Source organism: Mycolicibacterium sp. lyk4-40-TYG-92 (assembly GCF_030209435.1).
Taxonomy (GTDB): Bacteria; Actinomycetota; Actinomycetes; order Mycobacteriales; family Mycobacteriaceae; genus Mycobacterium.
Map to the genome: position 1 here is coordinate 206,788 of NZ_JARVRX010000020.1, position 19,346 is coordinate 226,133.

Genomic DNA, 19,346 nt, shown 5'->3' on the forward strand with positions numbered 1-19,346 from the left:
CGCATGACTGACGCTGATCCGGTCGAGACGTCTGACGACGATCCCGACGTCACTCCCCTGCTGGCGCCCGCCGACGGCGTGCCGCCCGTTGCCGTCTATGCGAGCGACATCGCCCGCGCCGGTGAGCTTCTGGCATCCGGGCACGGCGCGTTCGCGATCGATGCCGAGCGGGCGTCGGGCTTCCGATACTCCAACCGGGCCTACCTGATCCAGATTCGGCGCGCGGGCGCCGGCACGGTGCTGATCGACCCCGTCAGCCACGGCATCGACCCGGTGAAAGCGCTAGCGCCGGTGGCCGAGGTCGTGAATACCGAGGAATGGATTCTGCACGCGGCCGACCAGGACCTGCCGTGCCTGGCCGAGCTGGGCATGACGCCGCCGTCGCTGTACGACACCGAACTGGGCGGCCGGCTGGCCGGCTACGACCGGGTGAACCTGGCGGCCATGGTGCAGCGGTTGTTGGGGCTTGGGTTGAAGAAGGGCCACGGCGCCGCCGACTGGTCCAAGCGGCCGCTGCCCGCGGACTGGCTGAACTACGCGGCGCTGGACGTCGAGGTGCTGCTGGAATTGCGCGCCGCGGTGGCCGCGGAACTCGAGTCGCAGGGCAAAACCGAATGGGCCGCACAGGAATTCGAGTACATGCGGACCGCCGAGCCAACCCCGACCCGGCGCGACCGCTGGCGGCGGACGTCGGGCATCCACAAGGTCCGCAACGGCCAGACGCTGGCGGCCGTGCGCGAGCTGTGGCAGACGCGTGACCTGATCGCGCAGCGGCGGGACATCGCGCCCGGCCGCATCCTGCCCGATTCGGCGATCATCGCGGCGGCCGTCGCGAATCCGGACACCATCGAAAAGCTCACGGCACTGCCGATTTTCGGCGGCTCGCGGCAGAAGCGCAGTGCCCAGGTGTGGCTCGACGCGCTAGCCCGGGCCCGCGAGGCCGACCCGCCGGCATCCGAGCCCAGCAACGGGCTGCCGCCACCCGCGCGGTGGTCGCGCCGCAAGCCCGAGGCATTCGAACGGCTGGAGGCCTGCCGTAGTGGGCTGACGCTACTGTCCGAAAAGGTGTCGGTCCCGACCGAGAATCTGCTGACGCCGGAGACCGTGCGGCGGCTGTGCTGGGACTGGCAGCCGGTTCCCGACGTCGCCGCTGCGGTCGACGAGTTCCTGGCCACCGCGGGCGCCCGGCCGTGGCAGCGGGAGCTGTGCGGGCCGGTGCTGGTCGCTGCTTTGGGTTGACCCTGCAACGAGGGCGCGAAAGTTCGAGTGGATTGCGCCGCCAGCTCAGGATCAACGCGGGTCCGGCTCAGCTCAGCGTTGATCCTGTATCCACGGTCACTCGGGCTCACCTGATCAAGGCGACCCGATCGCGGGGACAGTGTCGCGCGGATGGGCGTCCTGATAGCCGGGGCAGGCGGTCTGGATTTTGAAGGTGTGCCATTGGGACTCACCACGGTTCGGCGGCATCCGCCCGCTGACGGTGTAGGTGTCGTCGACCTTGATGCCGGTGATCTCCTGCGGGTCGGCGATGAATCCCGTCGCGTCGCCGTCGCGCAGCCCGACCTTCTGGACGACGATGCGGCCGATCTGCGTGAGTTGAATCCGGACCAGTTGACCCGACTTGCCCTGCGCCAGGATGACCAGGCCTCCCCCGGCCGGCTGCCGCGTACAGACGACCTTGCCGGAGTCGATGGTGTGCGGTTCCCCGTCGAAGACGATCGACGTGACGGTCGGCGTCCCGGATTCGCATGCGCTGATCAAGAGGACGGCCAGCAGCGCCACCAGATCCGGGCGGTGGACGCGCATACCGCAAGTGAACCAGCTGAGTCCGGGTTGCGCGCGTGTAATCAGCGGTGGTCGATGGGCCGCCACAGCATCGGGGTGACAAACTCCAGGAAGTGCTCGAGCACCGCGTCGGGCGCCTCGATCTGCGGCCAGTGCGCGATGTCGTCGGCCAGCATCACGATGTCCGGGTTCGGGATCACCTCCCGGTAGCGCTTGGCCATGTGGGCGCCCGAGTTGGGGTCGGACGGGCCGTCGATGAGCCGCATCGGAATGGTGGTCTCACGCATGGCGCGCACCCAGCGGTTGCGGTAGGTATAGCGGTCGTTGATGAAACGGCCGACCTGGTGCATGACCTTCTTGCCGTCGTTGTAGTCGAGGATTTCGTGGAACTTGTCCATCAATTCCTTCGACGGCTTGGTGTTGACGCCGAACATCTCGTTGATCGTCGGGTCGGCCAGGCGCCGTGACAGCGGGCTGCCCTGCAGCGGACGCATGATGTCACCCAACGGAGTTTGCGACATCGCCTTCTGCAGCAGGCGCGGAGTGTAGGACTCGACGAACAGCCCGCCATTGAGCCAGGTGATCGATTCGATGTTCAGATTGCCGTACGACGGATCACCAAAGTGGTTGCGGGCCAGCAATTCCTGGCACACCGAGTCGCCCAGGTCGTGGGCCAGGATGTGGACCGCCTGCACGCCGAGGTGTGCCAGCAGTGCCTCGTGCACATCGGCATGGTCGTGAATCGAGTACTGGTACGCGGACGGCTTGGCGGAGAACCCCATGCCGATCATGTCCGGCGCGATCACCGTGAACTTCTCGGTGAGCGTCGGCCAGATCAGTGACCAGTCCCAGGAATTGAACGGGTAGCCGTGGATGAGCAGCAGCACCGGACCGGTGCCGAGCTGCAGGCCGTCTCGACGGTAGAAGATGTCGAATCCGAGGTAGTCGAAGTACGCGCCGGCGGACTTCCAGGCTTCGAGTTCGTCGTGCATGGGTTGAGCGTAAGCCGCGGACAGTCTGACGTCTCCGCACCGCGTCAGCCTGGGATGTTGGCGCGCCGACCTACCATTGACAGCATTGAACGGAGAAGGACATCGGGATGGTTCGGCTGCTGCTAGTGCTCGGCGTCGTCGCGGTCATTCTCGCTGTCATCATGATCCTCGGCGGCGCCGCGCTCGGGGCGGTCTTCACCGCTGACCGGAAGTCGACGCGCCACATGTCGGCCATGACACGGGCCTGGCTGCTGTGCATCGCCATGGTCCTCCTGGTCGGTATCGCGACGGAGGGCATCCTGCTTCTGCCCGCCATGGGCATCGCCGCCATCGGGTTGTTGATCACGCACATTGTGATCGACAGCCGCGCCTCCAGGACCCCGCGTGCACCGTCGACTCAGGAGCTGGAACGCGCCCGGCTTGTCGAAGAGTTCGGAGCCGATGGTGTCGAGCTGCTCGACGGCGCGCAGGTCGCCATCGACCGGATCGAACGGTCGGAAGCCGCAACCGGTGGTTGGCTCGGTAACGACCTCGACTTCGCCGGCGACCTGACGACGATCCGCGAAAACTGCCGCGCCACAAAGGAACTCAGGGGGCTGATCACAGAGCTCAGCGACCTCGCCGAACCCGATTCAGACGATCTGGCAATGCTGGAGGATGCGCGATCGAAGGCGCGGCGACTGGAAGTCGCGTCCCGGCAGCGAGTCGACGACCTGCGGACGTGTGCGGACAAGGCCGAGGAGATCGACCGGTCGCTGCGTGACGACCGCGCCCGGGCCGCGCTCGCCGAGAAGCGCGAGGACGTCCGAAGTCGGATGTCCGCCAGGTTGTACGGGGTCGAGGTCACGCCGCCCCAGGCGCCGTCGTCGTCGGTGGACAAGATCACGGCCCTGGCCGCGGCGTACGCGGAGATCCGGGGCAAGATCGACGGCGGGGGCGAGGACCGTTTCGCATGACCAATGAGCCCGGACGGCCAGCCAGCGACAGGCCAACTCGCTCAGGGCTTTCCACGCAGTGGGCCTGGTTCGGGGCCATCGTGGGGGCACTCGGAGTTTTGGGTTTCGGCCTCTCATTCGTCCTGATGCTCCCGCTGGCGATGGCCACCGACAGCTGCCACGACGGCAGCACCGACTGGGTGTGCAAGCTCTCCGCGCGCGGGCAGTACTTCCTCATCGCGATCCCCTGGATATGTCTGATCGGGGGCGTCGTCGCCGCAGTGGTGACCGCGGCACTGGCGGCGCGTCGACGGTGGACGCCACTGGTCGGCATTCCTGCCGGCATCGCCGTCGCCTGCGCACTGATCCCGATAGGCAAAGCGATCGCGCTCCACGTGTAGGCACACGGTCACCGCCGCCGAGCGGCCCCAAAATGCCCGCGACACACCGTAATTGCGTGTACAAACACGGCCGCTCGCGGGGAGAGAGAGAGTCAGCTACTGGGAGGTGATGTCCACCGAGCTGCCGAGGGCAGCGACCCAGCCGGTGACCTGCCGGGCGATGTCCTGGTCGGTCAGACCGATCGACATGAGCACCTCGCTGCGGCTGGCGTGGTCCTGGAACTCCTGCGGCACGCCGACATCGCGGCACGGCACGTCGATCTCGGCGCGGCGCAGCGCAGCCGACACTGCGGAGCCGATGCCGCCGGCGACACCGTTGTCCTCGAGCGTGACAACGAGTTTGTGGGCCCGGGCCAGGTCGGCGATGGCCGCCGGGACCGGCAGCACCCAGCGCGGGTCGACGACCGTGACGCCGATGCCCTGCTTGCGCAGCCGGTCGGCCACCACCAGCGCCATCCGGGCGAACGCACCGACAGCGACCAGCAGCACGTCGTCGGACAGGCCGTCGGCGGGTTCGGTCAGGATGTCGACGCCATGCTGGCGGCGGACGGCCGGAATGTCGTCGCCGACAGCGCCTTTCGGGAAGCGGACGGCGGTCGGCCCGTCATCGACGGCCAGTGCCTCGCCGAGTTCCTCACGCAGCCGGGCGGCGTCGCGCGGTGCGGCGACCTGCATACCGGGCACGATGCCGAGCATCGACATGTCCCACACGCCGTTGTGGCTGGCGCCGTCGTTGCCGGTGATACCGGCACGGTCGAGAACCATGGTGACGGGCAGCTTGTGCAGCGCCACGTCCATCATGATCTGGTCGAACGCCCGGTTCAGGAACGTCGAGTAGATGGCGACGACGGGGTGCATACCGCCCATGGCCAGACCCGCGGCCGACGTCATCGCGTGCTGCTCGGCGATACCGACGTCGAAGAACCGGTCCGGGAAGCGCTGCCGGAACGCCGACAGACCCGTCGGCCCCGGCATGGCCGCGGTGATCGCGACGATGTCGCGCCGCTTCGTGGCCTGCTTGATCAGCTCCTCGGAGAACACCGACGTCCAGCCGAGCACCGACTCAGCGGTGGACCGCCCGGTGTGCGGGTCGATGATGCCGGTCGAGTGCATCTGCTCGGCTTCGTCGTTCTCCGCGTGCGAATAACCCATGCCCTTGCGGGTGACGACGTGCACGATCACCGGCGCGTTGAACCCACGGGCGTGCCGCAGCGCCGCCTCGACGGCGTGCTCGTCGTGCCCATCGATGGGGCCGACGTACTTGAGTCCAAGGTCGGTGAAAAGCGCCTGCGGCGCCAGCGCGTCCTTGATGCCGGCCTTGATGCTGTGCACGCACTGGTAACAGAACTCGCCGAGGACGGGCATGCCGCGCAGCGCGTTCTTGCCCCGCTCCAGCGCCTTCTCGTAAGCGGGCTGCAGCCGCAGTGCCGCGAAGTGGTCGGCCAGGCCGCCGATGGTCGGCGCGTAGCTACGGCCGTTGTCGTTGACGACGATGACGATGGGCCGGTTGGCCGCTGCGATGTTGTTGAGCGCCTCCCAGCACATGCCGCCGGTGAGGGCGCCATCACCGACGACGGCGACGACGTGCCGGTTGCGGTAGCCCGAGAGTTCGAACGCCTTGGCCAGACCGTCGGCGTAGGACAGCGCGGTGCTGGCGTGGCTGGACTCGACCCAGTCGTGCTTGCTCTCGGCGCGCGACGGGTAGCCGGACAGGCCGCCCTTCATGCGCAGAGTTTCGAAGTCAGGGCACCGGCCGGTGAGCATCTTGTGCACGTAAGCCTGGTGGCCGGTGTCGAAGATGATCGGGTCGTGCGGCGAATCGAAGACCCGGTGCAGGGCGAGCGTCAGCTCCACGACACCCAGGTTGGGTCCTAGATGCCCGCCGGTGGCGGCCACCTTGTGCACCAGGAATTCCCTGATCTCGGCGGCGAGTTCCGTCAGCTGCGGCTGCGACAGGTGCGCCAGATCAGCTGGGCCGCGGACCTGTTCAAGCATTCCGACAGTCTACGCACGCACCACGGGTACAGCCGGTCAAGGCTGATAGATGTCCGGCACCCCGTCGCCGTCGTCGTCGGCGGTCTCGCGTTCGTGGATGCGGCGATATGCGGCATTGCGCGACAGCAGCACCACCGCGGCCAGCATCCCCGCGAGCAGCGATCCGGCGAGCACGCCGATCTTGGCATCGGCGCCGGCGGCCGTGCCGGCACCGAACGCCAGCTCACCGATCAGCAGCGACACCGTGAAGCCGATCCCGGCCAGCAGCGCCACCCCGGCGACGTCGAGCCAACCCAGGCCCTCGTCGAGCTCGGCACCGGTGAATCGCGCCAGCAGAAATGTGGTGCTGAACACACCGATGGCTTTGCCGAAAACCAGCCCCAAGAGGACGCCTGCGGTCACCGGATGGGTGATCGCGTCGACCAGACCCGGCCAGCCCCCGACACTCACCCCCGCGGCGAAGAACGCGAACACCGGCACCGCCACCCCGGCCGACAGCGGCCGCAGCGCGTGCTCGAACATCTCGGCCGAGGCGTGCCTGCCCAGGACCGGCACCCCGAATCCGAGCAGCACCCCGGCCACCGTGGCGTGGATACCGCTCGCGTGCACGAGGGCCCAGGTCGCCACCGCCAGCGGCAGCAGCAGCCACCAGTGCCGGATGCCGCGCTGCACGGCCGCGACGAACAGCCCGCCGGGAATCACCGCGAGCGCCAGCGCCGTGGGGTTGAGGTGGTCGGTGTAGAAGCAGGCGATGACGATGATGGCCAGCAGGTCGTCGACCACCGCGAGCGTCAGCAGGAAGGTGCGCAGCGCGGTCGGCAGATGCGTGGAGATGACGGCAAGCACCGCGAGCGCGAAGGCGATGTCCGTCGCGATCGGCACCGCCCAGCCGTCCAGATTCTCCGGGTGCCCCAGCGCCAGGTTCAGGCCCACGAAGATGGCGGCGGGCGCCAGCATGCCGCCGACGGCCGCGGCGATGGGCAGCGCCGCACGTGCCGGATCGCGCAGGTCGCCGGCGACGAATTCGCGTTTGAGTTCGACGCCGACGACGAAGAAGAAGATCGCCAGGAGCCCGTCGGCCGCCCACGCCGAGAGGCTGAGGTGCAGATGCCACGACTGCGGGCCGACCGCGAACTCAGACAGTGCGTGATAGCTGTGCGCGGCAGGCGAATTGGCCCAGACCAGGGCGACGCCGGCGGCCAGCAACAACAGGATGCCGCCGACGGTCTCCTTGCGGAGGATCTCGGTGAACCGCTGGGCTTCGGGCCAGCTGCCCCGGGTCAGCAGCCGCCGGCGGGTGTTGCGGTTGTTCATCGGAATTCTCCTGGGCAGCGTCGAACGGCGCCGACCAGGCTTCCCGGCACACCGCCTGCAAAGTTAGCAGCCGAGCCGAGCATCGACAGCGGCCCGCACCGCGCCGCTATGTGACCTCTGATTCGAGGACGTTCTTCAACCGCTTGAGGTCGTTGGTGGTGGCGCGCTTCATCGCCCGCACCATCAGCGGAGCGGCGAAGCGTGAGAAACCGCTCGGCGCACCGCGATTGCGCAGTCGCATCCGCGTGGTCTGCGCGTCCACATCGGCCCACTCGTAGACGGTTTCCATGGGAAACGGGCCTTCGGCGGTGCGCATGACGAGGCGGCGGTCGGGAACGAACTCCACGACCTCGTAGGTGTACGTCAAGGTCCGGCGCAGAAATGACGCGGTGAAGGTGAATTGCGACCCGACCGCCAACGGTCGCGCCGTGACCCAGCGCGCCGCGCGGATGTTGACGTACCACTCAGTGGCGTTGTCGGGTTCGGCTGCGAAGGCAGCCACGACACCGCGGGGTCGGGCGATGACGCATTCCACAGTCACATCCACGGTGGCCATCAGACGGCCCTTCCACTTCCAGAACCGCTAACGGGTCAACAACGCCACACACTCGACATGGTGCGTCAGCGGGAATGAGTCGAAGACGCGCAGGTTGGCCACCTCGTATCCGTGTCCGCGGTAGAGCCCGATGTCACGCGCGAAAGACGCTGCCTCACAACCGATGTGGATCACCCGCGGTACCCCGGCGGCGGCCAGCTGGTCGATGACCTCGTGCCCGGCGCCGGTGCGCGGCGGATCCAGCACGGCAACGTCGGCAGCGACCCGCTGGGTGCCGAGCGCCCGGCGCACCGAATCCGTCACCACCTCGATGCAACCCAGGTCGCCGAGCGCGGCCCGGGCCGCGCGCGCTGATCCGCGGGAGGTGTCCACCGTCAGCACCTTGCCGGACTCCCCCACCGAACCGGCCAGCGCCGCCGCGAAAACGCCTGCGCCGCCGTACAAATCCCACGCCGTCTGCCCGGTCGACAGCTCGGCCCACTCGGCGACCAGCGCGCTGTAAGTGCCGGCGGCGTCGCGATGGGACTGCCAGAACGCCGTCACCGGCACGCGCCACTCCCGATCGCCGACGCGCTGCACGGCCTCGTACTCGCCCGAGACCACCTCGGTCATGCCGGCCTTGCTCTTCTTGCCCGCGCGCGGACCGGACCGCACGACGTGCCGGTGCCCGGCGTCGTCGAGCACCACGTGCAGGTGCGCGCCGGGCGGTTGCAGCGGCAGATCGTCCAACATCCCCGCCGGTACCTGGGCGCACGACAGGTCGGTCACCAGCTCGTCGCTGTGATAGCGGTGGAACCCGGCCCGGCCGTCCGCGCCGACCTCCAGGCGCACCCGGGTACGCCACCCGGTCGCGCCGGCGGTACCGACCTCCGCGGCCTCGAGGTCGCCGGCCTCGTAACCACCGAGGCGGGCCAGCTGATTGGCCACGACCTCGCCCTTGAGTCGCCGCGCCGCGGCCGGATCGACGAAAGCCAGGTCACAGCAACCGGATCCCTGCGCCCCGGCGATCTCGCACAGCGAATCCACCCGGTCGGGCGACGCCTCGAGCACCTCGATCGCATCGGCATGCCAGTACGAGCCGCGCTCGGATGTCACCTTGGCGCGCACCACCTCGCCCGGCAGGGCGTGCCGGACGAAGATCACGCGGCCGTCGTGACGTGCGACGCAGCTGCCACCGTTGGCCGGCGGGCCGACCGTCAGCGTTACTTCCGGGGCGAGCGAAGCGACGGGAGATGAGTGGGTCACTCGATGATGCCCCGCCGGGTGTCACCGGGCGCCGAGCCCGGGGTCATGGTCACCTTCACGCGCTCCGACGAATTCAGCTGCCACGGAACGGAAGTCACCATCACGTTCGGGATGAACAACAGCCGGCCCTTGAGGCGCAGCGCGCTCTGGTTGTGCAGGATGTGCTCCCACCAGTGGCCCACCACGTACTCCGGGATGAACACCGTCACGACGGTGCGCTTCGACTCGGCCGTGATGCGCTTGACGTAATCGAGGATCGGCCTGGTGATCTCGCGGTACGGCGAGGCGATGACCTTCAGCGGCACCGACACGTCGCTGTCTTCCCATTTGTGCACCAGCTCGCGCGTCTCGGCGTCGTCGACGCTGACGGTGATGGCCTCCAGGACATCCGGGCGGGTGGCCCGGGCGTAGGCCAGCGCCCGCAGCGTCGGCAGATGGAGGTTGGAGACCAGTACCACGGCGTGGTTGCGGCTGGGCAGCACGACGTCCTCGTCCGGCCCGGACTGGGAGCGCAGCTCCTTGGCGACGGTGTCGTAGTGCTTGTGGATCGCCTTCATCAGGACGAACAGCAGGCTCATGGCCAGGATCGCGATCCAGGCGCCGGCCATGAACTTCGTCACGATGACCACCAGCAGCACGGCGCCCGTGCAGATGAAGCCGATGGTGTTCACGATCCGCGCGCGCTGCATGCGGCGCCGCTCGGATCCGTCGGTCTCGGTGCTCAGCAACCGGTTCCAGTGCCGGACCATGCCGATCTGGCTCAGCGTGAACGACACGAACACACCGACGATGTACAGCTGGATCAGCGCCGTGACCTCGGCGTTGAACGCCACGACGAAGGCGATGGCGGCGAACGCGAGGAACAGGATGCCGTTGGAGAACGCGAGCCTGTCGCCGCGGGTGTGCAGCTGTCGCGGCAGATAACGGTCCTGCGCCAGGATCGAGCCCAGCACCGGGAAGCCGTTGAAAGCGGTGTTGGCAGCCAGCACCAGGATGAGGCCCGTCACGCCGGCGATGGCGTACAGGCCCACCGGGAAGCCTTGGAAGATGGCCTCGGCGAGCTGCGTGACGACAGTCTTCTGGTGGTAGTCGGCGGGCGCACCCACCAACTGGTCCACACTGTCGGCCATCTTCAGGCCGATCTGCTTGGCCAGCACGATGATGCCCATGAACAACGACACCGCGATGGCGCCGAGCAGCAGCAGCGTCGTTGCGGCGTTGCGCGACTTCGGCTTCTGGAAAGCGGGCACACCGTTGCTGATGGCTTCCACACCGGTGAGGGCGGCACAGCCCGACGAGAACGCGCGGGCCACCAGGAACACCATGGCGAAGCCCAGCACGTCGCCGTGCTCGGACTTGATGCTGAAACCGGCCGACTCGGCCCGCAGCGGGTGGCCGAGCACGAAGATCTGGAAGAACCCCCACGCCAGCATGAGGTACATGCCGATCATGAAGGCGTAGGTCGGAATCGCGAACGCGGTGCCGGACTCCCGGATGCCGCGCAGATTCAGCGACGCCAGGATCAGGATCGCCAGCACCGAGAACAGCACCTTGTTCTGGGCGATGAACGGCACGGCCGACCCGATGTTGGACATCGCCGACGCCGTCGACACCGCGACCGTCAGCACGTAGTCGACCAGCAGCGCGCTGGCGACCGTCAGCCCGGCGGTGTGGCCCAGGTTGGTGGTGACGACCTCGTAGTCACCACCACCGGACGGGTAGGCGTGCACGTTCTGCCGGTAACTGGCGATCACGACCAACATGACCGCGGCAACCGCGAGACCGATCCATGGCGCCATCGAATAGGCCGACAGGCCGGCGACCGACAGCACCAGGAAGATTTCCTCCGGCGCGTAGGCGACCGACGACAGCGCATCCGACGCGAAGACCGGTAAGGCGATACGTTTGGGCAGCAACGTGTGGGCGAGCTTGTCGCTGCGGAAGGGTCGGCCGATCACCAACCGTCGCGTAGCGGTCGAAAGCTTGGACACGAGTGCCAAGGGTAAGCCCACAGGGCCCGGGTTGTAGCGTTCGGACTGAGCTGAGGCATGAAATTCGCTTCAGGGCCGGTTTCCGGCCCAGAAAGGATCGGCTGGTGCGAGTAGTCGTGATGGGATGCGGCCGCGTTGGCGCATCGCTGGCGGACGGATTGGCCCGCATCGGCCATGAGGTCGCGGTGATCGACCGGGACAAGACGGCGTTTCACCGGCTGTCCCCCGAATTCCCCGGAGAACGCGTGCTGGGCATGGGTTTTGACCGGGATGTGCTGGAGCGGGCCGGTATCGAAGAGGCCGGCGCGTTCGCCGCCGTGTCCTCCGGTGACAACTCGAACATCATCTCGGCGCGCGTCGCGCGTGAGACGTTCGGTGTGCAGCGCGTCGTCGCCCGCATCTACGACGCCAAGCGCGCCGCCGTGTACGAGCGGCTGGGAATCCCGACCATCGCGACGGTGCCGTGGACCACCGACCGGTTGCTGAATCTGCTGACCCGCGAGACCGAGACCACCAAGTGGCGCGATCCTTCCGGCAACGTCGGCGTCACCGAACTGTCGCTCCACGAGGACTGGGTCGGCTACCGCGTCACCGCGCTGGAAGGCGCGACCGGCGGCCGCGTCGCGTTCCTCATCCGGTTCGGCAGCGGCGTCCTGCCGGACGCCAAGACCGTCATCCAGGCCGGCGATCAGGTGTACATGGCCGCGGTGTCGGGCCGTGTCGCCGAAGCCATCGCCATCGCCTCGCTGCCGCCCGGCGACGACGTCGAAAGCCACTAGGAGCGCACATGAAGGTCGCAATCGCGGGCGCCGGCGCCGTCGGCCGCTCCATCGCGCGGGAACTGGTCGATCACCACGAGGTGACGCTGCTGGAACGCAATCCGGACCACATCGATGTCGACGCCGTCCCCGCGGCGCAGTGGCGCCTGGGCGACGCCTGCGAGCTGTCGCTGCTCGAGTCGGTCAAGCTCCACGAGTTCGACGTCGTCATCGCCGCCACCGGCGACGACAAGGCCAACGTGGTGGTCAGCCTGCTCGCCAAGACCGAGTTCGCGGTCCCCCGCGTCGTGGCCCGTGTCAACGACCCGCGCAACGAGTGGCTGTTCGACGACAGCTGGGGCGTCGACGTCGCGGTGTCGACGCCGCGCATGCTGGCATCACTGGTCGAAGAGGCCGTCTCGGTGGGCGACCTGGTCCGCCTGATGAGCTTCCGCAAGGGCCAGGCCAACCTGGTCGAGATCACGCTGCCCGACGACACGCCGTGGGGTGGCAAGGCGGTCAAGCGCCTCCAATTGCCGCGCGACGCCACGTTGGTGACCATCCTGCGCGGCCCGCGCGTCATCGTGCCCGAATCGGACGAGCCGCTCGAGGGCGGCGACGAGCTGTTGTTCGTCGCGGTGGCCGAGGTCGAGCAGGAGCTGCGCAACCAGGTGCTGAATCCGGGCTAATCCTCGGTGACGTGATGTTCGGCGTCGCGGAGGGCCTTCTGGGCCGTCCGGATGGCCAGGTAGGACGCCAGCGCGGCGACCGCGGTGAGCGGCCAGCCCATGGCGATCCGGGCCACACCGAGCAGACCCGTCTGGTCCAGTCCGTACAAGTGGTTCTGAACCAGGAAACGCGCCGCGAACACCAGCGCCCACACCGCGGTCGCGATGTCGAACGCCAGTACCGCCCGCCGGACATCGCGCCAGCTGCGGTCGTGTCCGGTGACCCAGCTCCAGCCGTAACCGACCAGCGGGCGGCGGATCAGGATCGAGATCCCGAAAACCCCGGCATAGATCAGCGATGACCAGATGCCAAGCAGGAAATAGCCTTTCGAGGCGCCGATCATGTAGGCGATCAGTGCGCTGATGCCGACGCCGATGAAGCCGGACACCGCCGGCTGCACCGATTCCCGCCGGACCAGGCGCCAGACGAGAACCAGACCGGCGACGCCCAGCGCCGAGTAGATCGCGGCCGTCAGCCCGAAGAAGCTGGAGACGGGGACGAAGACGAGGACCGGTAGGGACGAATAAATCAGGCCGCTGAGGCCACCCATCTGTTCCAGCAGGACATGCGCCGTCAGTTTGGCGTCACCGTCGTCCTGCTGGGCCTCGATCTCGGCTTCGGCCTGCTCGCTGTCCGCGGTCCCCTTGTCGGGGAAAGTCACTTCTGAATCTCGTAGTGCGGGTTGTAGATCGCTTTGGCCCCGCTGTCCAAGTTGCCGAGACGTCCGTGCACGCGCAGGGTGCGCCCGGATTCGATGCCTGGGATGCGCCGCTGACCCAACCAGACCAGCGTGACCGTGTCGGTGCCGTCGAACAGCTCGGCTCGCACGCCACCCGAACAGCCCTTGCCGTTGGTCTCGACACACCGCAGCGTGCCGACCATCGTCACTTCCTGTCCGCGCGTGCAGTCCACCGCTCGCATGGCGCCGGTGTTCAGGGCCTCGTCGTTCAGCTCCTGGACATCGCTCTGTTCGAGGTCCTCGGTAAGCCGCCGGGTAAGTCGGCGCAAATAGCCTTCCGCCGTAGCCATGGTCTCTCCTGAGACTTGCTGCGAATCCACCGTGGACCCGCTATCTAACCAACGTCACGCTAGACCTCTTGGTTCCGATTCGCCATTTCGGCACGGGATATATCTTCGTTATCCCGCTCACTGGGCAGGACACCCCACGCGACCCCCGTGCGAGCGCCGTTCCGGCCGCCGGGCACCATCGAGGGATGACGGCCAATTTGCACGGGATGACCGCGGTACTGCTGCCCGGCACAGGATCGGACGACGACTACGTCCGCCGTGCCTTCGGCGGCGCACTGCTCGAATCCGGTGCCGTGGTGATCGCCCCGCGGCCGCTGCCGGGCGACCTGATCGGCGGTTATGTCGAAGCGCTCGACGCCGCCGCGCAACACGGCCCCATCATCGTCGGCGGCGTGTCGCTGGGTGCGGCGGTCGCCACGAACTGGGCGCTCAAGCACCCCGAACAGTGCATCGCCGTGCTGGCCGCCCTGCCCGCCTGGACCGGCGAGTCCGACGGCGCACCGGCCGCCCAGGCCGCCCGTTACTCGGCACAGCAGCTGCGCGAGATCGGGCTGGACGCGGCAGTCGCCGGCATGCGGGCGGGTAGCCCGGCCTGGCTCGCCGACGAACTGACGCGGTCGTGGACGGCGCAGTGGCCGGGCCTGCCGGACGCGATGGAGGAAGCGGCAGCTTATGGCGCGCCCACCCGCGAACAACTCGCCGAGCTGCAGGTGCCGATGGGTGTCGCCGGGGCGGTGGACGACGCCGTGCACCCTGTCGCGGTCGCCGCGGAATGGGCCGTGGCGGCCCCCAGGGCCGCGCTGCGGACCGTCACCCTCGATGCGATGGGCGACGAGCCGACAGTGCTGGGCGACGCCTGCGTGGCGGCGTTGCGGGAGGCCGTCAGCCTCCGGTGATGGTGCCCATCTGCTGGGTGCGCAGTTGCTGCATGGCCGAGCCCTGCTCACTGCGACGGGCATCGGGCTCGGCGCTCGGCTGATTGTCGGCACCGCCGACGCCGGCCTGCTGTTGCTGCATCTGCTGCTGCAGCTGCTCGAGTGCCTGCTGAGCCTGCTCCATCTGTTGCTGCGCCATCTGTTGCGCCGCGGCGCGCAGCTGCTCCAGCAGCGGCTCGGACAGCTGCACCGGAAGCGGGGTGCGGACCGCCATCGGGGTGTCACCACGGCGAACCACGGTGTCCGCCAACGAGGTTCGGGCCTCGTCGGCGATGGCGTCGATGGTCTCCTCGGTGCCGACGACGACGCAGCGCACCATCCACCGGTAGCCGTCGGTCCCGATGAAACGCATCACGACCTGCGGCTGGCCGGGCTGCGGCACCGGCAGGCCCACGACCTCGCGACCCCAGGGTCCGTCCTCGATGCGCGCCTGCGCGCCGTCGTTGCGCAGCGATTCGGCCAGTTCGGCAGCGATCTCACGCCACAGGCCGCCGGTCTTGGGCGCGGCATACGCGGCCACGGAGAAGCGCCCGTTGGGCGTCATGATCCAGACGGCGTTCGGCACGCCCTGCTCGTTGACCTCGACGTTGAGCTGTGAACCGTCGGGCACCGGGACAAGGACCCCGCCCAGATCCAGTCGGGCGGCCTCGGCGTCGGCCGGGTCGTCGAAGTCCTCGATGTCGAACGGGCCGTCTTCTTCGGGGTTGAACTCGAATGCCATCACAAACTCGCATGTCCGCCGGAGGAACCGTGGCCGCCCGCGCCACGTGAGGTGTCAGCCAGCCCCGCCTCGTCGAACGACGTGACCTCGACCAGCTCGGGCAGCTCGACCCGCTGCACCAGCAGCTGCGCGATCCGGTCACCGCGCTTGACGGTGATGGGCTCACTGGGATCGAGGTTGATGAGCGCCACCTTGATCTCGCCGCGGTACCCGGCGTCGACGGTCCCCGGCGCGTTCACGATCGAAAGACCAACGCGGATGGCCAATCCCGAGCGCGGATGCACCAGGCCGACCATGCCGTGCGGAATCGCGACGGCGATCCCCGTCGGCACCAACTCGCGCTGACCGGGGGCCAGTTCGAGGTCGATCGCGCTGAACAGATCGACGCCGGCATCGCCGTCGTGAGCACGGGCCGGCATCGGCAGATCCCGGTCCAACCGAACTACCGCCAGAGAGGTGGACACGACCGCACAGACTACCCTTGGCCGCGTGTCAGACACGCGAGCAGCCACCCAAACCGTCCGCTACCGGGAGCGGTTGACGGTGCCTTTGTGGTGGTGGTTACCGGGTTTCGGGCTGGCGGCCCTGATCGCGCTGGAAGTGGTGCAAGGCGTGTCGGGCGTGCCCGCATGGGCGCCGTTCGCCGTCCTGCTGCCGGTCGCCGCGGCGACGCTGGTGTGGATGGGGCGCATCGAGCTGCGCGTGGTGAGCACCGGAACCGGGCCGGACGCCGAAACCGAGCTGTGGGTGGGGCCGGCGCACATTCCGACCGGCGTCATCTCCCGGTCGGCGGAGGTGCCGCGCTCGGCGAAGTCGGCGGCGCTGGGACGCCAGCTGGACCCGGCCGCGTACGTCGTGCACCGGGCCTGGGTGGGTCCGCTGATCCTCGTGGTGCTCGACGATCCGGACGACCCCACGCCGTACTGGCTGGTGAGCACCCGTCATCCCGATCGGGTCCTGGCGGCGCTGCAGGGCCCATAGGACGCATGGTCCGAAGACGCCGAATGGCCGGTCCCCGCACGCAGAGCGTGCGAGACCGGCCATTCGGCGTTTGTGAATCCCTAGGCGGCGCAGTCGGTGCAGATCATCACGCCGTTCTTCTCACTGGCGAGACGGCTGCGGTGTTGCACCAGGAAACAGCTCGAGCAGGTGAACTCATCGGCCTGCTTGGGCACCACTCGGACCGAGAGTTCCTCGCCCGACAGGTCAGCGCCCGGCAACTCGAAGTTCTCGGCCGAGTCGGTCTCGTCGACGTCGACGACGGCGGACTGCGCCTCGTTCCGTCGCGCTTTCAGCTCCTCCAGAGAGTCCTCGGAAACCTCGTCAGTCTCAGAACGCCGCGGGGCGTCGTAATCGGTAGCCATGGTCATCCCCTCCGTTACCTTGCAGCAGAGCTTTGTACCAGCGTCGAACGCTTCTACCAAATGATTCGTGCCCAGAAAGCGCGCCGATTGTATGTGATTTGCGTCACACGCGCCAGAGGTGGTTTGTAATCATGCTGGAAGCGGGGCATCTACAGTGCTCATGTGGTCGCACAAATCACCGAGGGCACGGCCTTCGACAAGCACGGTCGGCCGTTCCGGCGGCGCAACTACATGCCCGCCGCGGTGCTGTTCGCGGTACTTGCCGTGGCGACGCTGATCGCCTGGCTCGTTGTCGCGAACCAGCCTGCCGAAATCCACCAGGCGATCACCTGCAATCCCCCGCCCGCGCCGACCGACCCGAACCAGCCGAAGCTCGGCGACGAGGTGTCACAGTCCTCGATGGTCAACGTGGTGCCCGCCAAGCTCGCCGACACCAAGATCAAGGTGCTCAACGCCAGCGGCCAGGGCGGCCAGGCCAGCGAGGTCGCCGGCGAGCTGCGCGACCTCGGGTTCGGCCAGCCGGCGGCGAGCAACGACCCGGTGTACGCCAGTACCCGCATGGAATGCCAGGGCCAGATCCGGTTCGGCCCGGCCGGCAAGTCCGCGGCCGCGGCGCTGTGGCTCGTCGCGCCGTGCACGCAGCTGTTCCAGGACCAGCGGCCCGACGACTCCGTCGACCTCGCGATCGGCACCGAGTTCAACGAGCTCGCCCACAGCGACGACATCGAGGCCATGCTGGCCAGCCTGAAGCCCGACGCGACGCAGCCGGCCGACACCTCGCTGCTGCCGAAGATCCACAGCGGGACCTGCTAGCTAGCGATACCCGACCCGCGACAGCTGTGCGCTGAGCGCCGCGGCGACCCCGGGTGCCGCGGCGATGACCAGGTCGTCGCCGTCCGCACCGGGTGCGGGCAGCCGCACCACCGCACCCGCCTCCTCGGCGACCAGCGCCGCGGCCGCCCAATCCCACACGTGCACACCGGATTCGAAGTACGCGTCGAGCCGTCCGGCGGCGACCATGCACAGATCCAGGGCACACGACCCGACGCGGCGGATGTCACGCACCTCGGCCAGCAGCTCGGCCACCGCGGCGGCCTGCTGCCGCCGCCGCTCCCGCGCGTAGGCGAAGCCGGTCGCCACCAGCGCCATGGGGAGCTCGTCGATGACGTTGCAGCGCAAGGCCACCCGCGCCCCATCCCGGGTCGCCACGGCCCCGTGCCCGCGCGCCGCGGAGAACACCTCTCCGGTCGCCGCGTTGGCCACCGCGCCGGCCACGGACACGCCGTCGATCTGCACCCCGACCGACACCGCGTAGGCGCCCAGCCCGTACATGAAGTTCACCGTGCCGTCGATGGGATCGAGCACCCATACCGGCACACCGGCGGGCGCGCACGTCGCGCCGCCCTCCTCCTCGCCCAGGATCGCGTCGCCGGGCCGCAACACCGCCAGGCGCTCGCGCAACAGCCGCTCGGTTTCGGTGTCGACCACGGTCACCGGATCGGTCGGGCTGCTCTTGGTGCGCACCGCGCCGTCGTCCTGCTGCGCGCCGGCGAAAACCTCGCCCCGGCGCCGGCGGACGAATGCCGCGGCCTCGGTGGCCAACTGCTCGGCGAGCTCGCACAGTGCAGCAGGTGCGGTGCCACTTTCGGGTTCGCGTGCTGTCATGACACCTATCGCAGCACACGCGGCTAGGGTGTGGGTCGCGCCCTCTTCCCCACCCCCGTCAAGGAGTGCAGATGACCGAGACGCCCGCCGCCGTGACCGACGGCTCACAGCATCGAGCGCTGGGAATCGATGTCGGCGGCAGCGGCGTCAAAGGCGGGATCGTCGATCTCGACACCGGCCAACTGATCGGCGAGCGCTTCCGCCTCCCCACCCCGCAGCCGGCCACGCCCGAAGCCGTCTCCGACACCGTCGCGGCGGTCGTCCGCGAGTTCGGGTGGACCGGCAAGCTCGGCGTCACCTACCCCGGCGTCGTGACCGAGGGCATCGTGCGCACCGCGGCCAACGTCGACAGCAGCTGGATCGGCACCAACGTGCGCGACATGTTCGCCTCGCGTCTGGACGGCCAGGACGTGACGGTGCTCAACGACGCGGACGCCGCCGGCCTCGCCGAGGAGAAGTTCGGCGCCGGGCGCGAGGTGACCGGGCTGGTCGTGCTGCTGACGTTCGGCACCGGCATCGGCTCGGCGGTGATCTACGACGGGGTTCTGTTGCCCAACACCGAGTTCGGGCACATCGAGGTCGGCGGCAAGGAAGCCGAGCACCGTGCCGCATCATCGGTCAAGGAACGCAAGGAGTGGTCGTACGAGCGCTGGACCGAGGAGGTCACCAAGGTGCTGGTGGCGGTCGAGAACGCCATCTGGCCGGACCTGTTCATCGTCGGCGGCGGCATCAGCAAGAAGGCCGACAAGTGGGTGCCGCTGCTGAAGAACCGCACCCCGGTGGTCGCCGCGACGCTCCAGAATTCGGCCGGCATCGTGGGTGCCGCGATGGCCGCCGACGGTGCTCTGCATCGCCATTAGCGGCCCGCCAACGCTCCGAGTCTGCCGCTGATACGGCTTCTCGGCACTATGTCGTTACAATGGTCAACGGC

General features: G+C 68.4%; 22 protein-coding genes. 9 read left to right on the forward strand and 13 right to left on the reverse strand.

Annotated features, from left to right (window positions below):
• Positions 1–3 precede the first annotated feature (3 nt).
• Positions 4–1,239 carry an HRDC domain-containing protein gene (locus QRN63_RS25580; RefSeq protein WP_285033701.1) on the forward strand — a complete coding sequence of 412 codons (1,236 nt, stop codon included), beginning with the start codon at positions 4–6 and terminating at the stop codon, positions 1,237–1,239.
• A gap of 114 nt (positions 1,240–1,353) precedes the next feature.
• Here QRN63_RS25580 and QRN63_RS25585 read toward each other — a convergent pair whose 3' ends face one another.
• Complete coding sequence (locus tag QRN63_RS25585; RefSeq protein ID WP_285033702.1) at positions 1,354–1,806, reverse strand: lipoprotein LpqH; 453 nt, start codon at positions 1,804–1,806, stop codon at positions 1,354–1,356.
• Between the two features lie 41 nt (positions 1,807–1,847).
• On the reverse strand, positions 1,848–2,777 hold the full coding sequence (locus tag QRN63_RS25590; protein ID WP_285033703.1) for an alpha/beta fold hydrolase: 930 nt from the start codon (positions 2,775–2,777) through the stop codon (positions 1,848–1,850).
• 107 nt (positions 2,778–2,884) lie between these two features.
• Here QRN63_RS25590 and QRN63_RS25595 point away from each other — a divergent pair, with 107 nt between their 5' ends.
• Both QRN63_RS25595 and QRN63_RS25600 read left to right on the forward strand, forming a co-directional pair.
• Positions 2,885–3,733 carry a hypothetical protein gene (locus tag QRN63_RS25595; protein WP_285033704.1) on the forward strand — a complete coding sequence of 283 codons (849 nt, stop codon included), beginning with the start codon at positions 2,885–2,887 and terminating at the stop codon, positions 3,731–3,733.
• Between the two features lie 80 nt (positions 3,734–3,813).
• Positions 3,814–4,113 carry a hypothetical protein gene (locus QRN63_RS25600; protein WP_285033705.1) on the forward strand — a complete coding sequence of 100 codons (300 nt, stop codon included), beginning with the start codon at positions 3,814–3,816 and terminating at the stop codon, positions 4,111–4,113.
• A 96-nt stretch (positions 4,114–4,209) separates the two neighbouring features.
• On the opposite strand, the gene dxs is transcribed toward QRN63_RS25600, so the two are convergent.
• From dxs to QRN63_RS25625, 5 genes are all read right to left on the reverse strand, one after another.
• A complete protein-coding gene (dxs, locus tag QRN63_RS25605) occupies positions 4,210–6,108 on the reverse strand; it encodes a 1-deoxy-D-xylulose-5-phosphate synthase (RefSeq protein WP_267317132.1) in 1,899 nt (632 codons plus the stop codon).
• Between the two features lie 36 nt (positions 6,109–6,144).
• Positions 6,145–7,422, reverse strand: a complete 1,278-nt coding sequence (nhaA, locus tag QRN63_RS25610) for a Na+/H+ antiporter NhaA (protein WP_285033706.1) — start codon at positions 7,420–7,422, stop codon at positions 6,145–6,147.
• 106 nt (positions 7,423–7,528) lie between these two features.
• Complete coding sequence (locus tag QRN63_RS25615) at positions 7,529–7,978, reverse strand: SRPBCC family protein (RefSeq protein ID WP_285033707.1); 450 nt, start codon at positions 7,976–7,978, stop codon at positions 7,529–7,531.
• 27 nt (positions 7,979–8,005) lie between these two features.
• Positions 8,006–9,223 carry a class I SAM-dependent RNA methyltransferase gene (locus QRN63_RS25620; RefSeq protein WP_285033708.1) on the reverse strand — a complete coding sequence of 406 codons (1,218 nt, stop codon included), beginning with the start codon at positions 9,221–9,223 and terminating at the stop codon, positions 8,006–8,008.
• Positions 9,220–11,214: an APC family permease gene (locus tag QRN63_RS25625; RefSeq protein WP_267317128.1), complete on the reverse strand. Its 1,995-nt coding sequence runs from the start codon at positions 11,212–11,214 to the stop codon at positions 9,220–9,222. The genes QRN63_RS25620 and QRN63_RS25625 overlap by 4 nt, the downstream gene beginning before the upstream one ends.
• 104 nt (positions 11,215–11,318) lie before the next feature.
• On the opposite strand from QRN63_RS25625, the gene QRN63_RS25630 reads away from it, so the two are divergent.
• Entirely contained in the window at positions 11,319–11,993 is a 675-nt protein-coding gene (locus QRN63_RS25630; RefSeq protein ID WP_081633431.1) for a potassium channel family protein, read from the forward strand.
• An 8-nt stretch (positions 11,994–12,001) separates the two neighbouring features.
• A complete protein-coding gene (locus QRN63_RS25635; protein ID WP_061006036.1) occupies positions 12,002–12,661 on the forward strand; it encodes a potassium channel family protein in 660 nt (219 codons plus the stop codon).
• On the opposite strand, the gene QRN63_RS25640 is transcribed toward QRN63_RS25635, so the two are convergent.
• Positions 12,658–13,251, reverse strand: coding sequence for a DUF3159 domain-containing protein (locus QRN63_RS25640; protein ID WP_410506070.1), 594 nt, complete (start codon positions 13,249–13,251; stop codon positions 12,658–12,660). The genes QRN63_RS25635 and QRN63_RS25640 overlap by 4 nt on opposite strands.
• Before the next feature lie 107 nt (positions 13,252–13,358).
• On the reverse strand, positions 13,359–13,730 hold the full coding sequence (locus tag QRN63_RS25645) for an OB-fold nucleic acid binding domain-containing protein (RefSeq protein WP_020101829.1): 372 nt from the start codon (positions 13,728–13,730) through the stop codon (positions 13,359–13,361).
• 185 nt (positions 13,731–13,915) lie between these two features.
• Between QRN63_RS25645 and QRN63_RS25650 the strand changes: the two genes are divergently transcribed.
• Positions 13,916–14,626 carry an alpha/beta fold hydrolase gene (locus tag QRN63_RS25650; protein ID WP_285033709.1) on the forward strand — a complete coding sequence of 237 codons (711 nt, stop codon included), beginning with the start codon at positions 13,916–13,918 and terminating at the stop codon, positions 14,624–14,626.
• Here the strand turns inward: QRN63_RS25650 and QRN63_RS25655 are convergent.
• Entirely contained in the window at positions 14,613–15,386 is a 774-nt protein-coding gene (locus QRN63_RS25655) for a DUF3710 domain-containing protein (RefSeq protein WP_285033710.1), read from the reverse strand. The two genes, QRN63_RS25650 and QRN63_RS25655, sit on opposite strands and share 14 nt — an antisense overlap.
• A complete protein-coding gene (gene dut, locus QRN63_RS25660; protein WP_267317125.1) occupies positions 15,386–15,850 on the reverse strand; it encodes a dUTP diphosphatase in 465 nt (154 codons plus the stop codon). Before dut ends, QRN63_RS25655 begins: the two co-directional genes overlap by 1 nt.
• Positions 15,851–15,875: 25 nt before the next feature.
• Here dut and QRN63_RS25665 point away from each other — a divergent pair, with 25 nt between their 5' ends.
• Positions 15,876–16,367, forward strand: a complete 492-nt coding sequence (locus QRN63_RS25665) for a DUF3093 domain-containing protein (RefSeq protein ID WP_267317124.1) — start codon at positions 15,876–15,878, stop codon at positions 16,365–16,367.
• An 80-nt stretch (positions 16,368–16,447) separates the two neighbouring features.
• Here the strand turns inward: QRN63_RS25665 and QRN63_RS25670 are convergent, their stop codons facing one another.
• Entirely contained in the window at positions 16,448–16,750 is a 303-nt protein-coding gene (locus QRN63_RS25670; RefSeq protein ID WP_029105318.1) for a DUF4193 domain-containing protein, read from the reverse strand.
• 162 nt (positions 16,751–16,912) lie between these two features.
• Here QRN63_RS25670 and cei point away from each other — a divergent pair, with 162 nt between their 5' ends.
• Positions 16,913–17,563, forward strand: a complete 651-nt coding sequence (gene cei, locus QRN63_RS25675; protein ID WP_267317123.1) for an envelope integrity protein Cei — start codon at positions 16,913–16,915, stop codon at positions 17,561–17,563.
• Here the strand turns inward: cei and QRN63_RS25680 are convergent, their stop codons facing one another.
• Positions 17,564–18,415 (reverse strand): inositol monophosphatase family protein, encoded by an 852-nt coding sequence (locus tag QRN63_RS25680; protein ID WP_285033711.1) that lies wholly within the window; start codon positions 18,413–18,415, stop codon positions 17,564–17,566.
• A gap of 71 nt (positions 18,416–18,486) precedes the next feature.
• Here QRN63_RS25680 and ppgK point away from each other — a divergent pair, with 71 nt between their 5' ends.
• Positions 18,487–19,275, forward strand: a complete 789-nt coding sequence (ppgK, locus tag QRN63_RS25685) for a polyphosphate--glucose phosphotransferase (RefSeq protein ID WP_285033712.1) — start codon at positions 18,487–18,489, stop codon at positions 19,273–19,275.
• Positions 19,276–19,346 lie beyond the last annotated feature (71 nt).